The sequence below is a fragment of the Enterobacter sp. SENG-6 genome (assembly GCF_001605945.1).
GTDB classification, from domain to species: domain Bacteria; phylum Pseudomonadota; class Gammaproteobacteria; order Enterobacterales; family Enterobacteriaceae; genus Enterobacter; species Enterobacter cloacae.
Genome location: NZ_LOMM01000024.1, coordinates 44,366 through 59,174 on the forward strand (window position 1 = coordinate 44,366; position 14,809 = coordinate 59,174).

Genomic DNA, 14,809 nt, shown 5'->3' on the forward strand with positions numbered 1-14,809 from the left:
CGTTATCAGGCGGCGTGTGCCGTGTTGGTGGTGTCGTTGTCAGGGCTGTCGGTATCTGAAGCCGCGTCGTCTGCACCGGATTCACCCGCTGACTCCGGTCCTTTGAGCCATGCCGGAACCCAGCGGGTGTGCTGCATAAAGTGCTCCGCATGCGCTGCAGCATCGCCCTTCTTCATCTTCTCCGCGTCACCCGCCGCGCCCGTCAGCCCCGCCTCTTTCAGGGAGGCGACAATCTGCGGATGTTTCAGGCTGCCGAAGTAGTTGTCCTTCGTCGGCTGCCACCAGTCGCGCAGGTGGAAGCCGATTGCCGCCTCGACCGCATCGAGGGTACTGCGCGAGGTGTGCCCCATATCGCGGGTCTGCACCCCGTCAACGGAACAGGCCGTGCAGAAGGCCATCAGCGACATCAACACCCCGCCGTCAAGGGCAAAGAAGGTGGTGAAGTCCTTCTCCCACCCTTCCGGCAGCAGGGCTTTCAGCCTTGCCCGTTCGGTCATCAGGATGTTAAACGCTGCGCCATCCTTACCGGACGGGGCGTTCTCCGTCAGGCTGCCGTGAGATACAGTGAGGCTGATACGGAACGGATGCGTCGTGGTCAGGCAGCCCGAGAAGACGCAGGTACACATGCGCCAGACCATCAGCGCCACCGCCTTTTCGGGCTGCTGCATCAGCGCCGCCTGGACTGCCAGCGTACGTTCGGAGGTCATTTTCGTGAGCAGCGGAACACTGATCCCCTCTGCGGCGTCGGGCTGGCGTGAGGTGAATGGCACCGTTACGCTGCTGGTTACGGTTTCTTCAGGCATATCCGCTTTCAGGCGCACACCGCGCTGCACGTACACCTGCCCTTCGTACAGGCTGACCATCACTCCCGCGCCTGACTTCATGTCGTCAGTCCACGCGCTGGCTTCTGCCGCCGCCTGAATGGCGAGGATGTCCGCTTCGATCGCATCTGACTCGTCGCAAACGCTGTCATATGTATCGTACTGCTCCCGCAGCGCACCAAGACGCTGCTGCTGCTCAGGGGTGTACACCGGATCGGGTTCAGCAGGCTGCACGAACTCCTTACCGTCTTCGCCGTGGTACCAGATGCGGGCTGCGCGTCCGCGACTCCATGCCCAGCCCTCCCGCTGCTGAATGTCCTGCGCGATACGCTCCAGCTTTTCCTGCACCAGACGCTCAACCAGCACGCTGTCAGCCGTACCGTCGCCCTCGTCCTGGCTGAACAGATCTTCACGGATGTAACCCCCTGCCGCCTCGTAGGCATCGCGCCCGATAAAACGAAATTTGGCGTTGTCGGTGCGCATCTCGGTTTCGGTAATAGCGCGTTTAATCAGGTGTGCGGGCGCGTTTGACCAGCTGGCCTTCACGTTTTCGAATACCTCGACCTGACGGGCAGGATCGTCCTCGAGACAGAGCGCCTGACACTGCTCAACGGTCAGTTCGTCCTGTGCAAGCTTCTCCATCAGGGAGGGGGCGAGGTTTGCCAGCTTCAGCATGCGCTGCACGTGACGGGAGCCGAAGCCGAGCGCGTCGCCAATCTGCGCGGGGGTTTTGCCCTGCCCTGCCAGCGTACGGAAACCTGCAATCTGCTCGGCGGGATGCATGGCGGCGCGCTGCTCGTTCTCGGCGACGGAGGCAAGGGCGGCAATGTCGTCGGAAACACGCTTCACCATAACGGTATGGTCAGCAGCGAGACGCCCTTCCTGCGCCAGCAGTTGCAGGGCAGTTAATCGGCGGCCACCTGCGGCCACGCCGGATTGTCCGTCCGCGAGGGTGTGAACAATAAGGTTCTGCAGCAGTCCGAGCGTCTCGATGGAGTCGGCCAGACCGCGAACGCTGTCCACGGAATAGGGGATGGAGCGCACGTTCAGCGGGGATTTAACGAGATCGGACAGCGGAACGTACTCGACCGCAGCGGCCTCAAGGGCGATCTTCAGGGCAGCCTCCTGTGCCTTCGTAATTTTTTTGCTGCTCGCTTTTTTGGGTGCTTTTGCTTTAACATCGGTTACTGACATAGTTGATACCTCACTGATTGATGATTGTCCGGCCCTGCGGAGTTACCGCTCCGGCAGGGCACCTTCTTATTTACTGCTGTTTACGAATACCGTAACGTTCGATGTAACGGTTGAGCCATTTCCCGGCATCCGCTTCAAAATTCCACGCGCGCCAGACCATTACGCCGTTCTGACGAACGACCAGACGAAAATGTGTACCCTGATCGTCCTCAATTGCCACGTTGGTGTACTGCGCCGCAACGACCTCAGCCTGTTCGCGGGTAAAGGTGTCGTCGGGTAAAACCGCCAGCGCCTCGCTCATGTTGCCCCTCCTTCTGAACCTGTTTTGCTTTTAAAAAACCATCACCCATTGAGTTGCCGGGGCCGCGGTTTTGACGTTTTGCGGGGACCTGCTGAACGCCCCCGCTGGTTGTTACCTTCACCCGTTTGAGAGCCGTTCGCCGCAGGGGCGTAAACCAGCGCGGGCGATGGCGGATGTCCGGGGCGCGGTTTACCGCGTGCCATTTACCCTGGACAGCTGACAGCGGCTGTGCTTGTCTCAGCCCCGGCGAAAGGACTCAAAAGGGTGAAAAAACCAGGCAAGGAATGAGCAGGAACCCGCCGCAACGACGGAAAGCGCGGGCGCGAAACGGCGTTGCCCCTTACAGCCCGGCGGCCGTTGATTTTCGCCGGGGTGCAGGGAGCGCAGGCCACGGCGCGACAGAGGCGGCGCATCCTGATAAGGATGCTGCAAGCCCTGGTGTTGCGTCATGGGATGGAAGCCCGAAGGGCGGAGACGGTTTACCGGCTCCGTTCACGACAGCCCGCCCGGACGCCCGCAATGAAAACGGGAACGGGCAGAAAACAGAAAACGGGAGGATAAGAATGGATTACATGCGGCTAAAATGATGGCTGACGATCATCCAGCTTGATGCCAGCCGGGAACATCAGGAGCGAAAATGCTTTTCTTTTCTGTACTGCACAACGCTATACCAGGCCGAAGCCAGGAAAGCAAAAACGGTGATCAGCATCTTAATTCGTCCCCCGGTTCCTTCCCCTTCAGCATCAAAATTATGATGATGCCGGCAACGATAATCCATGCAACGCCACTCCAGAGACGCAGTTTATCCGCCGCGACATTAATCAGGATAAAAGCAACGGCCAAGATTCCCCCCCATAGAGCCGGTACAGGCTGAAACGGAATAAACAACAGGTTAATACCGGTTAAAAGAGTCACGGCCGCAAACATCAGAGACATACGCATAAAATTTCCTCCCTGGACACACTGACTATAAGAATCACTTCTGCTGCTCATCTCCGGGTTTATTATATTCGGGCGCATTTGCGCGCGGCAGCTGCTGACTGTTCTGCCGATGAACGTCAAGCCGTTCACGAAAATACTGGCGAAGATGTTCAGGCTGTTCCCGTTCAACAAGCTCAGGCACAACAGGCTTGTTCATCCTTTCCTGCCAGGCAACGGCAGCGGCGGCTTTATCGACTGAGACCTTATCCTGATCATCTTTTGAGAAAGAGGCGATATTCCACTTCGACATATGCTTCACCGGTCTGCTTTACAGGAAGATATCCCTGATAATACGCGCTTTCCCGGGCAACAGCGACTGACAACGGAGAGGAGAGTGCGCGGCGCCGGAGGCGCGGCGAAGTTTCTCTCCGGCAGGCGCAGCCTGCCCGGTTTTTCGCGCGGGCTGACAGGCGCCCTCCGGCCCGGACGCCTGCCATCATACTTACTGGCCTTTTCCACCCTGTAAGATGAAATGACCGCCGATGTACACGGCACACTGACAGGTCATGTATTCGCAGATTTCATCCATCACCTGCGCGGTGGTCAGTTCCCGCTGACCGGCATCACGTCGGCGGGCATTAATCAGGGCTTTGTACTGTCGCAGGATCTCGCGGGTTTCCGATGCAAGTTTCATACGTTTTCTCCTTAACCGGCGGGTTTCCCCGCCGGACATTAATCAGTTGCTGAAGACATAGCCGTCATGGAACACATAACCGCTGCTGAACAGGTCACGCGCCCAGGCTTCAAAATCGAAATAGCTGCGCAACGGCTCCGGCACCTCATTTAACAGGCCGTTGTCCTCCACCATCTCCCGCGCATAGTCTTCCTCGCTTTCCGCCTCGCCGCGGTACGCATCATCAAACGCGTCATAGTCACATTCGCCGGTATACTCCGCCCAGGCGATAAAAGCGGCTTCCCTGCCCTCTTCTTCGGCGCGTTTGTAAGCGGCGATAAAATCCCAGTCAATGGAGCATTCAGAGACGAACTGCGACGGAATGCCCTCCCAGTCCTGGAACATAAACTCGGCATCCCATTCATCGGCATGCAGTGCCTGACAGGCCTCGTAAAAATCTTCCCTGCCGTTAAACTCCGTCAGATCAAACCATTTGCCGAAAATGCTGCCGCAGTTGTATTTGTGATACGTGCCCACGTAAACAGCCGGTGTGGTGGTTGTAGTGCGCATAAAAAATCCTCCATAGTCGATGTCGTCTGAGTTCCGGCTTACGCCGTGCCGACACGACAGCCGGGCGAAAAGCGGAGGATGCAAGGGCGTCACCGAAGCCGCAGCGCAGTAAAAAAGCAGGAGCTGGCTGGACGGTTTGACGGCGAAAATTGAGCCGGAAAACGACGGGAAGACGGCGGATAACGTATGAAATAAACTGCGACCGGGTGAAGGTGACGGCGTTTACGCTTCCCTTGCATCAGCCGCGGCCCGGCTATAGTAGAGGCACGGCGTTTGCCGCAGGCCGCACGGGACGTTACTCACCGCGAAGCCGGAACAACGTGAAGGAAGAGCCGTAAAAGTGGAGCCGGCGACATCCTTCGTGGTGGATTCAGGGGGCCGCCGCCCCCTGCTGTTCGCTACACTGGCCGGATTGCTGACAGGGCATTGCGGACAAGACTGATTTCTGCACGCGCTTCTGCCATGACCTCATGTAACAGGGTTAAATCCATCCACCGGCGCGGAGGCTCGCCCGGAATACGCAGCACATCGCACATCTGGCCACATGCCAGGATTTGATCAACATTGTCGCTGATAACAAAGAACTCGACGCTGCTGTAGCGTGCCCCTTTGTTCAGGATGGCATCGAGCACCACCGGCAAATTGTCATCATCGTCCAGCCAGCAGGGCATATCATTTTCCTTCACAACCAGACGGAAGTTTCGGGTCTGGCGATAAAACAGCGTTTCCCCGCGCGTGGTCAGCGCCGCCTTTATCCGGCGCGCATCCTCCCATACCTGCCGGGAGATATCCCGCACCGCGCGGGACAGGCAATCCGTTACAGCCTGAATCTCCGGCTCCGTCAGCCATTCCCCGGCCCAGGGGAACGCTATCTGTGTTCCGTCCTCCGGAAGCTGCGGCGCGTCGGCATAGCGGCTGCCGGATAAAATAATCTGCGCTGGCGTCCCGGCTATTTTTGTCATGGCACTTTGCAGCTCTGCGGGTACGTCACCGGTACAAAGCAAAGGCAGCAGATGAACAATATTTGCCGCATCCAGACGGACATAAATGCTTATCCATCCCGGTTTATTGACCGGATCACGCTGATCAACATCGGTATGGTCAGGCCATCCATAATCAGCAATCAAATCGCGCGCACGGCGCATAACAAGGGCGGTTAACGTGGTGATTTCCTGCATAATGGGTTCCTCTGAACGGGGTCAGTACACGCCGCCCGGGCGGCGTGTTGATTTCAGTTTTTCAGTAAGGCGCGAACTTTCGCCGCATCAGCCAGGCGGCGGGTAACGCTTTCCGGGACCGGATGATTGCTGTCACGGGCGGTCCATTCCCTGTGCCATAACGCCTGTTCGGCAGTGGTCAGCAGGGTTTCAAGCAGGTCAGCCGGCACACTCACCGCCGCTGCGGCCTGTTTCACCTGTTCAATCAGATCCATCACCGCACCGGCAGACACGCCCGATTCAAGCCGTTGTTCCTCCGGAATGGCGTCCATACGCGCCAGTACCACCCTTGTGTCCTGCTCCGAAACAGCATATTCCATTCCGTCGGCCAGCGCTTCGATATCCGCCGGGGACCAGACAATGAGGTTCAGCGGGGTTTCTGCGGGATACTGTTCACGCAACAACTGGCAGAGGGTTTCACAGGTTCCGTACATATTTTTCTCCTCTGTCCTTAAAGCAGGCATCCAACTCAAGAATTTCGTTGTATGCCGCCATAAACAGGGCATTGATGCGAAAAAGGGTCTGACGGGTCAGGCGTTCGGCCAGCACATCGGAGTCAAAGCGATAGCGGTGCTCCATCCCGTTCAGCGTCGCCCGCAGGTCACACATGCTGTTGGCGATTTCCGCCACTTCTGCGCGGAGTTTTTCGTGTCCGGCATAGTTCATTACGCGGCCTCCGGGAACTCGTCGTTAGCGGCCGGGTACTGCATGGCGCGCCGGACGGCGGCCAGACGTTGCTGTCCGGCCCGGTGATACTGCTCCAGCAGTTCAATACCGATGTAACGACGGCCAGCCTGGAGGGCGGCCACACAGGTGGAGCCACTTCCGGCAAAGGGGTCGAGCACAATTGCGCCGGGATGTGTGAAAGACTCAATCAGCGGTTGCAGGCTGGTTACGGGTTTTTCTGTCGGGTGGTGCCGGTTGCCTGAATATTTCCACGCAATCACGTCATTCAACGGGTTTTGCGGCAGGGACGGACGACCTTTTGCAAGGATGTAGGCGCATTCGTGGCGGTAGCCCACATATGCGGCCTTCGATGTGTAGGTTTTAGGGAAAACCAGATGACCAACAACGCTGAACCCGGCCTGTTTCCACGCAGCCATAAAGCGATCGACGCGGTTCCAGCCGTAGAAGCTCACCATCAGCGCGTCTTTTTTCAGCACGCGATACATCTCATGGCTGGCGGGTTGCAGCCATTCATCGGTTTTATCGCCGGCGATGGTACGCCCCTGACGGTCACGAAAACCGACGAGATATGGCGGGTCGGTCAGAATGAAATCGACAGCATTATCCGGAAAGCCGGACACGATATGGACGCAATTACCCTGGATAAATCGGGACATGGTAGTTCTCCTTTCTCAAATGCGGCGCCAGTTACGCCGTGCCGATACGACAGCCGGGCGAAAAGCGGAGAATGCAGGGGCGGTGCCGCAAGCCGCAGCGCAGTGAAAAAGCAGACGCTGGCTGGACGGTTTGACGGCGAAAATTGAGACGGAAAACGACGGGAAGACGGCGGATAATGCCTTTGAAATAAACTGCGACCGGGTGAGGACACCGGCAGAGCGAACCCTTGCATTCGAAGCGGCCCGGCTACAGTAGCGGCACGGCGGCCACACGATGGCAGGAACCTGAAAAACGGCCTATGTTCTGAACTGAAGAAAACACAGATTTCGCATGCGAAATCTACACCGGAGAAACGATAATGTGCGGTCGGTTTACGCAGTACAACTCCCGCGAGGAGTACCTGGCCTTTCTCGGAGAAGAAGCAGAACGGGACATCCCGTATGATCCGGAGCCCGTCGGCCGCTACAACGTTGCGCCCGGAACCCGGGTATTACTGCTGAGTGAACGCCGCTCGCAGCTGCATCTTGATCCTGTTCACTGGGGTTATGCGCCGGAGTGGTGGAACAAGCCCGCTCTAATCAACGCCAGAAGTGAAACTGCGGCTGGCAGCCGGATGTTCAGGCCACTCTGGGAGCACGGACGGGCCATTATTTTTGCTGACGGCTGGTTTGAGTGGAAACAGCAAAACGGCGTGAAACAGCCGTTTTTCATTTACCGCAAGGACGGAAATCCACTCCTGCTCGCTGCCATCGGGAAACCACCTTTTGAGAATGGTAATGACCTGGAAGGATTCCTGATCGTCACGGCAGCTGCGGATGAGGGACTGCTGGATATTCACGATCGGCGACCGTTCGTGTACTCACCGGATGCCGCACGTAAATGGCTCAGTGAAAACACAACCGGTAAAGAGGCGGAAGACATTGCCCGTGAGGGCAGTCTTTCCGCCGAAGATTTCACATGGCACCCCGTCAGCCGGGCTGTTGGCAATCCCGGGAACCAGGGCAGGGAACTTATAGAGCCACTGGCTTAGCAGACGGTGAGATACCCGGCATCCACTCACAGGGTTATGCACCGTTTCTGTGGATAACCCAGAGCCTGTTTTATCCGGCAGAACAATAACCTGGCAGGAGCCGGTAAAATTCTCCTTGCAGGACGGGAAATATCTTAAATAATACTGTATATAAAAACAGGCATTTTAAGAGGTATGCCATGATCCTTTTTGTCACTCCCGCATCTGAACCAGCACTGTCCACCGCACCACTTTTCACAGAGCGCTGTCCGGCAGGTTTTCCGTCACCGGCCGCGGACTATACCGAAGACGAACTGGATCTGAATGCCTATTGTATCCGTCGCCCCAGCGCGACCTACTTTGTCCGGGCCATTGGCGACTCGATGAAAGATATGGGCCTGCACTCCGGCGATTTAATGGTTGTCGACAAAGCCGAAAAACCCATACAGGGGGATATTGTCATCGCAGAAACAGATGGCGAGTTCACCGTTAAACGCCTGCAGCTTAAACCCCGAATCGCCCTGCTGCCGATGAATCCCGCCTACCCCACCCTCTACCCGGAGGAACTGCAGATATTCGGCGTGGTGATGGCATTCATACATAAGACGCGGGGTACTAACTGATGTTTGCGCTCGCTGATGTGAATTCGTTCTATGCGAGCTGCGAGAAAGTTTTTCGTCCCGACCTGCGGAACAAACCTGTTGTTGTTCTTAGCAACAACGACGGCTGTGTAATAGCGCGAAGTGCCGATTATGTGGAATTGCAAGTAACACTGTGATGCAGATGAAGCGAACTTCATCTGACTATAATATTGATATCGTTTTCCGCAACAATCAGCATCACAGCAGGTAAACCTTCCACACTCATTTTTTGATGTAACTTTTTGATTAAATTATCATCTTCATTACTGGCTTTCGCTGAAAATCCTTGAGGATGGGAGTGCCATTCACCAACATAATCGACAACACGAGCGGTCAGCTGCTGAACCCGTTCTAATGCTTCCTTTTGTCCCTCTTCTCCTCGGACAAAGAAGGCTGGTGAGGATTTACTGTCGATAGGTTCTGGGAGCACATCAACCAGAATAATAGTCTTGTTCTTAAAATCAGTTATGCCCACAATAGCGCCCCCGGTTTCATTCGGTAGGGCCTGTAAACGGGTGTGTCTCAGTTTTTGTTCTAAGCCTTGATCGTATCTAACAATCCATTCGCCAGCAATTACAGATACCACAGGGTAAAGCTCAATTTCATGAGCGCTCACTGCACCTGAATTTTCATCAGACACCCAGATACATAATCGAGCATCATCCTTAAGGACGGTCTGCCGTAGTTGGCGCGACAGGATACCAGCATGAACGTGAATACATTCGTTAGACATACGTACAGAAATATCCCGACATCCACCACCGACCCAACGATCACCATAATTGTGCTGTAGGTGAGTGTTTCCCCACTCGCTGCTCAAAATTGCCCGGTAGTATTGCCCCTCAATTGCATCAATTCGGCACTGTCTGTCTGTATCCTCTATTAACATCACGCTGGCCTTGCCTGATGGTGTCAGAAACAGACTAACTGTTCTGGGTATATCATCTTTTAACGCTAGGGTCCTAGGCACCTCAAAGGTGGTACTGACATCCACAACTAAGTGAGCCTCATTCACAGCTCTGGCAATATCATGATCGTCATCAAGAATACTTTTATTGATCGCTCCGGGGAGAGGTTCATGTGGATAAATACTACCTGCGAGGTGCCGAAGAATATCAGTTTTAGGGTATCCAATATGATCATCAACCCCAATATGGCGGGGCAGATTATGTGGAAGGAGTTTGTCAGGATCGATAAATGTCCAGTGTCCCCAGCCGACTCGTATCCAGATATCAGCTAATGTGCCGCCAAGAGCCCCAACGCCAGCCAGAACACCATAGAAAGATGCATTATCAGAATCAACAGCAGAAATGTCTCTTGCTCGTGCAGCATTCATAGCCGAACGTATTTCGACAGGTAACAGTGGTAATTGTTGCCATTGTGTACCTCTTACGCCACCAAGTAGTCGGAAACGGTGCTGTATTCCCCGCTCATTCCTAGGGGCAAGTATGTCTAATACGCTGGCAAGTTCGTAGAGTGAGCGTTCCACGATATAGCCCATAACATCAGTACGTTCTGTTTTACCATCCCTTAAACGAGGAACCCATAGCAGAATTAGCAAACCTTCCTTTTCACCAGAGCTAGGGCGAAGACCTGTATCAGGTATAGCATCATAAACAGCATCAGCGAGTGGCTGGAGAAGTTCACTTCCCCAGGATTGAAGCTGCTCTTCCAGTTTTTTCAGATTGTCAGGATATGAAGCAACTAATGAGGCTTCAACTGGTGGGACGGCAATGGTTAATAAGCGAAATGGTCTGATGCCCTGATTAGAATGTTCAGGTACAGCCCTTAAAATTATCGGCTTACCATTGCTGACCATCTGGAGGCTGAGTTTATGAGCTGCGGCATGATTATAATCAAGATAATTCGCTGGTAAAATAAGTTGATAGGGGCTCATATAAAAAAGTTGCTCAAGAGGTTGGTCTTCTCGATGCAAACGTTGTTCAGCTGATTCTCTGAGCCACCAAAATATTCGCTCAATAAATCTTTCAGGTGTCCAGTTGCGTTCGACGGCGCTCCAAGATACATCATAAAGGCAAAGAATTTTTGGAGAGTCTGGTACACCTGCATGTTGATGAGATAAAACAGGAAAATCTTTACGCAATGCATGAACTAGGATCGGGATAGTGAACTTAGGGTTTATCTCAATAGCTAATCGTTCTTTACGACGAATGCCAGCCTTATTGCCAGAAGTTACTGTACCATCAGCAACATCAATGACTAGGTATTCCGAGCGGTCATTGTTTTGCTCAGATAAACGTAATTCTCGAACAGTTATATAGGGATGCTGTTCGCATGCTGTAAGCAATGAGATTGTTTGCGGATATAGGCTATCACGCCCCGATGAATCGAGGCGTTTACCCAATTCGAAATATTCGATCATTGGTTTATTACACCTGCCCGGGGTGCGGCTGCCGTAGCAGCGCTTGTCGCAGCAGAAACTGCACCAACAATAGCGGGAATCAATTTTCCATCTCGTGCCACTTCAAACTCAAGAACAGTTTTATCTTTAAGGTCGCCCGTGCAACTGAACCAACCATCAACATTATCCAGAATATCATCGTACTCACGTTTAGCTCGAATACACGGAGGATCATAATCGTCATCAAGTATCTGTTTGCTGCTGGAAACTATTGTCGCTCCAGAACGCGCTTGCCCTAAAGCATTACGGGCCGCATCGCAAACCAGAGCATCTTCTCCCCATTGTGACCAGCTATAATAGGAAAGTGAATGCCACGAACAATGATGTGGTGTGAGGAGAAGATCATACTCCAGCACCTCAGGATTGCTTTTGTAACGATTCCATAATCGCTCCCAGATGAGAACTTCTGCATCCCCACCGAGTAAAAAGTGCATAGGATTACGAGAATATGCGGAAGGCAGTATTTTCATATTCATAATGATACTGGATTCATTTTTAGAAAGGGCTTCTTCCAGATTTTCATCATCTTCATGTGGTGCAGGTGCCAGAAGCTGTGCAGAGAAAACGTCTGAAACTTGCCCGTCAATTCTGGTGAATGTATCTCCAGCTTTAATAAGAATGGCACTCAGATCATCCGTTTTACCGTTAATATCTTCACCCATGATAAGAATGCGATTACCGCTAAATGCGTAACCATGTTCCCGCCAGTATTTTACACGGCGCCGAGCTTCCGTATTAAATGCCTGAGCATCTTCGCAAAGTGTGTGATTTTTCGAACGACGTCGAAAAATCAATGGTGATGACCACAACTCTCGGATGATTATGCGTTTTTCTGAACGTTTCAGATGGTCATCTGGATAGTCTTCAGGACGGCCCAGCCAGAAATGTTTACGTAGACCCCCACAATGGTCCTGATCCGGATGACTCAGCATAAAGACGTCAACAAAAGGGCGATCGTTATTATCGTACTTCAATCTGTTACGTAGCGCCGAGGCAACATCAGGTGTGTCATCTTTGGGGTCATCAGCAGCAGAACGGATATGTACATCAGTCAGAATGGATGTACCCTGGGTATCAGCCAAACGCACCAGTGTCATATCACCGTTGCCGACCTGGAAAAAAGTAACTTTTGCTGCCATCGACATCTCCTTCAGGGATACGAAAGATTGAGGTTAAGAACATCTGTTGCTAAGATACATCTAGTAATTATTCGAGTCTAGTAACTATGCGTATATTTTTTAGACTCAAATTGTAAGCACAGGAAATGATTGATAAATGATTGATAAAATGGTGCGAACTGGTCATTGGGGCCAAGAGAGACGACTTGAATTCATCGATTTTCGCCTACTGTGGGAAGGTCGACTTAACCGTGCAGATATCACTACATTTTTCAGAATTTCAGTGCCGCAGGCTTCGTTAGATTTGGCTAAATATCAAGAGATTGCACCAAGAAACATGGTGTATGATCGAACTCAGAAGGCTTATGTAACTACTCCAGATTTCAAACCTGTTTTTTCAAGTTTTGACAGTAATCATTACCTGAATGAACTATTAGGGCGAGAAAATGGAATAGTGGATCCTTGTGATAGTTTCATTGGATGGGCCCCTCCGGTTGCCAGCCTTCCTCTTCCGGCTAGGAAAGTACAACCTGAAATATTGATTGATTTAATCCGGGCCATGCAAAGAGAACAGGCTTTGGTTGTTGATTATCGTTCGATGACTAATGAACCAGCGGTTCGTATGTTATACCCAACTGCATTTGCACATGATGGTCATCGGTGGCATATTCGCGCCTATTGTTTTAAATCTGCAATGTTTAAAGATTTTGTCCTTGGCAGATTCTTTAATATTATTGAATTTGTTTCCCCACCGACATCAATTCCACAAGATGTTGACTGGAATACATTTATTGATGTGGTGATAGGTCCAAACCCTAACTACGATACGAATAGACGGCTATCTATTGAGCATGATTACCAAATGGTACATGGCGAGGCGAAAATTCGGATACGTAAAGCACAATTATATTATCTTAACCGTCGGTTAAATTTGGATGTGAAAATCGATTCTTCAATAGATGATAAGCAGCAAATCATCATGCTAAGAATAGAAAAACCTGAAGATTCTATAGGATAAAGTTAACATGAATGTAACTGGTATTAATAAAAACAATAAGGAATGGATGATTGCGATAATAATTACCTACCTTTTTATTCTGTTATGTCTGGCAACATACGCTATTGGGGCTATGTCTCTGGGGTGGTTGCCTGCACCTTACGCACCATTAAGGGTGCCACTGATGTGTGGTGCCATTGCCTATATTGGTGGTTGTTTATATTGTTTTCGTGCAATTTACATCAATAAATGCATTAGAAAACAATGGGATCCAGATTGGCACGTATGGTATTTCATCCGCCCACTTACCAGTACAATTGCAGGTGCAATCAGTTACTTATTTCTTAAAGCAGGATTGTTAGTTCTGGAATCTAGCTCCAATGCAGGGTCCAGTGAAATGGGTTTCTTTGCATTGGCGTTTATTGCAGGCTTTAATGTCGATAAGTTTGTCGCGAAAATTGAGGAAGTTGCAAAGGCCGTGTGGGGGATTGAAAAAACAAGAAGTGCAACTAATCATGAGGTAAAAGACTTAGATAAAAAAGAATAACATGGGTATTCAAATTAACCGGGATATTTTTCGCTATTTTATCTTCTTTGCTTGTCTGGTGTTTCAATATTTTTTAATTTCTCTAATAATTTGTCTATCGCACCAATATCATTATTTACTGCTGCCTGTTCATCATCCGTCAACGGGATCTCCTGCATCATTTTGAGTAAATTCTGACGCCCCTCTATATATTGCGCTTCTGATGATGATTTAGGCAGGTAGAACGAACATTTTGCACAAGCCATACGGTGTGGGCACTGTTCAAAAAAGTCATAACTACACAATCCGTGCCCAAGGTCATAATATCGCCATGGTTCTCCTTTCTGCATTTGTCCGGACGAAATTGCATCCTGATCGATCAGCACCGAAACCATACGACGGTTTCGCTCAAAGTATCCTGCTTTAGACAGAGACCCTGCCAGTTTTGTCGGTGTGATATCGATATAATGCTGTGTCGAACTGGGAGAGGAATGTCCGAGCCAGCGCTGTAACTCAAATAATCCTAGTGGTTCCCTGGCATTAAACAGCTGGCTGGCTATAGTTGCCCGCGCTCTGTGGCTAGTGATAGTTCCCCTGATATCTTTGTTTGGAACACCAGCTTTCCGACAAAGCATCGGAATTAAGGATTTATTAATATAACTCTGGCTAATCCGAGCAGCTTTATGCATAAAAAGATAACTGACAAGTTCACCCGTTTTTAAATCAAGTTGGTCTGGTTGTATATTTCGGTGATGCTGCCAACTTACTGATTTAGTGTATGATGGTGTTTTTGAGGTGCTCCAGTGGCTTCTGTTTCTATCAGCTGTCCCTCCTGTTCAGCTACTGACGGGGTGTTGCGTAACGGCAAAAGCACTGCCGGACATCAGCGCTATCTCTGCTCTCACTGCCGTAAAACATGGCAACTGCAGTTCACTTACACCGCTTCTCAACCCGGTACGCACCAGAAAATCATTGATATGGCCATGAATGGCGTTGGATGCCGGGCAACCGCCCGCATTATGGGCGTTGGCCTCAACACGATTTTACGTCACTTA

Annotated in this window: 17 protein-coding genes and 3 pseudogenes; 7 read left to right on the forward strand and 13 right to left on the reverse strand. The window is 51.6% G+C overall.

Annotated elements, in window-relative coordinates; translation table 11 throughout:
- Positions 1-5 precede the first annotated feature (5 nt).
- Entirely contained in the window at positions 6-2,015 is a 2,010-nt protein-coding gene (locus AX755_RS13630; RefSeq protein WP_008324188.1) for a ParB/RepB/Spo0J family partition protein, read from the reverse strand.
- A gap of 70 nt (positions 2,016-2,085) precedes the next feature.
- Complete coding sequence (locus AX755_RS13635) at positions 2,086-2,316, reverse strand: DUF905 domain-containing protein (protein ID WP_008324190.1); 231 nt, start codon at positions 2,314-2,316, stop codon at positions 2,086-2,088.
- Positions 2,317-2,600: 284 nt separating this feature from the next.
- Between AX755_RS13635 and AX755_RS26075 the strand changes: the two are divergent.
- Positions 2,601-2,824: pseudogene (locus AX755_RS26075) on the forward strand (hypothetical protein); the annotation flags it as partial.
- A gap of 117 nt (positions 2,825-2,941) precedes the next feature.
- Here the strand turns inward: AX755_RS26075 and AX755_RS13645 are convergent.
- The 8 genes and pseudogenes from AX755_RS13645 to AX755_RS13680 form a co-directional block, all read right to left on the reverse strand.
- Positions 2,942-3,258: pseudogene (locus tag AX755_RS13645) on the reverse strand (hypothetical protein).
- A gap of 34 nt (positions 3,259-3,292) precedes the next feature.
- Entirely contained in the window at positions 3,293-3,547 is a 255-nt protein-coding gene (locus AX755_RS13650) for a DNA polymerase III subunit theta (protein WP_008324193.1), read from the reverse strand.
- Positions 3,548-3,739: 192 nt separating this feature from the next.
- Complete coding sequence (locus AX755_RS13655) at positions 3,740-3,931, reverse strand: hypothetical protein (protein WP_008324194.1); 192 nt, start codon at positions 3,929-3,931, stop codon at positions 3,740-3,742.
- Positions 3,932-3,973: 42 nt separating this feature from the next.
- Positions 3,974-4,480 (reverse strand): antirestriction protein ArdA, encoded by a 507-nt coding sequence (locus AX755_RS13660; protein WP_008324195.1) that lies wholly within the window; start codon positions 4,478-4,480, stop codon positions 3,974-3,976.
- A gap of 398 nt (positions 4,481-4,878) precedes the next feature.
- Positions 4,879-5,658: a hypothetical protein gene (locus AX755_RS13665; RefSeq protein ID WP_008324198.1), complete on the reverse strand. Its 780-nt coding sequence runs from the start codon at positions 5,656-5,658 to the stop codon at positions 4,879-4,881.
- Positions 5,659-5,711: 53 nt separating this feature from the next.
- Entirely contained in the window at positions 5,712-6,131 is a 420-nt protein-coding gene (locus AX755_RS13670; protein ID WP_008324200.1) for a DUF1380 family protein, read from the reverse strand.
- Positions 6,115-6,363, reverse strand: a complete 249-nt coding sequence (locus tag AX755_RS13675) for a hypothetical protein (protein ID WP_008324202.1) — start codon at positions 6,361-6,363, stop codon at positions 6,115-6,117. Before AX755_RS13675 ends, AX755_RS13670 begins: the two co-directional genes overlap by 17 nt.
- A complete protein-coding gene (locus AX755_RS13680) occupies positions 6,363-7,040 on the reverse strand; it encodes a DNA methylase (RefSeq protein ID WP_008324204.1) in 678 nt (225 codons plus the stop codon). The genes AX755_RS13675 and AX755_RS13680 overlap by 1 nt, the downstream gene beginning before the upstream one ends.
- Positions 7,041-7,399: 359 nt before the next feature.
- On the opposite strand from AX755_RS13680, the gene AX755_RS13690 reads away from it, so the two are divergent.
- From AX755_RS13690 to AX755_RS24605, 3 genes and pseudogenes are all read left to right on the forward strand, one after another.
- Positions 7,400-8,071, forward strand: coding sequence for an SOS response-associated peptidase family protein (locus AX755_RS13690; protein WP_008324206.1), 672 nt, complete (start codon positions 7,400-7,402; stop codon positions 8,069-8,071).
- A gap of 179 nt (positions 8,072-8,250) precedes the next feature.
- Positions 8,251-8,673 (forward strand): translesion error-prone DNA polymerase V autoproteolytic subunit, encoded by a 423-nt coding sequence (gene umuD, locus AX755_RS13695; protein WP_008324207.1) that lies wholly within the window; start codon positions 8,251-8,253, stop codon positions 8,671-8,673.
- Positions 8,673-8,825, forward strand: a pseudogene (locus AX755_RS24605) (Y-family DNA polymerase); the annotation flags it as partial. The gene umuD and the pseudogene AX755_RS24605, both read left to right, overlap by 1 nt.
- A gap of 20 nt (positions 8,826-8,845) precedes the next feature.
- Here AX755_RS24605 and AX755_RS13700 read toward each other — a convergent pair.
- Positions 8,846-11,074 (reverse strand): Mov34/MPN/PAD-1 family protein, encoded by a 2,229-nt coding sequence (locus AX755_RS13700; protein WP_008324209.1) that lies wholly within the window; start codon positions 11,072-11,074, stop codon positions 8,846-8,848.
- The gene (locus AX755_RS13705) at positions 11,071-12,252 is read right to left on the reverse strand and encodes a hypothetical protein (protein WP_008324210.1); all 1,182 of its coding nucleotides are present in this window, start codon (positions 12,250-12,252) and stop codon (positions 11,071-11,073) included. The genes AX755_RS13700 and AX755_RS13705 overlap by 4 nt, the downstream gene beginning before the upstream one ends.
- Before the next feature lie 136 nt (positions 12,253-12,388).
- On the opposite strand from AX755_RS13705, the gene AX755_RS13710 reads away from it, so the two are divergent.
- Both AX755_RS13710 and AX755_RS13715 read left to right on the forward strand, forming a co-directional pair.
- Positions 12,389-13,249, forward strand: a complete 861-nt coding sequence (locus tag AX755_RS13710) for a WYL domain-containing protein (protein WP_008324213.1) — start codon at positions 12,389-12,391, stop codon at positions 13,247-13,249.
- Positions 13,250-13,256: 7 nt separating this feature from the next.
- Complete coding sequence (locus AX755_RS13715; protein ID WP_008324215.1) at positions 13,257-13,775, forward strand: hypothetical protein; 519 nt, start codon at positions 13,257-13,259, stop codon at positions 13,773-13,775.
- A 38-nt stretch (positions 13,776-13,813) separates the two neighbouring features.
- On the opposite strand, the gene AX755_RS13720 is transcribed toward AX755_RS13715, so the two are convergent.
- Positions 13,814-14,497 carry a tyrosine-type recombinase/integrase gene (locus AX755_RS13720; RefSeq protein ID WP_228718805.1) on the reverse strand — a complete coding sequence of 228 codons (684 nt, stop codon included), beginning with the start codon at positions 14,495-14,497 and terminating at the stop codon, positions 13,814-13,816.
- Between the two features lie 60 nt (positions 14,498-14,557).
- Between AX755_RS13720 and AX755_RS24610 the strand changes: the two genes are divergently transcribed.
- On the forward strand, positions 14,558-14,809 hold a 252-nt coding region (locus AX755_RS24610; protein WP_197474127.1), incomplete at its 3' end, for an IS1 family transposase.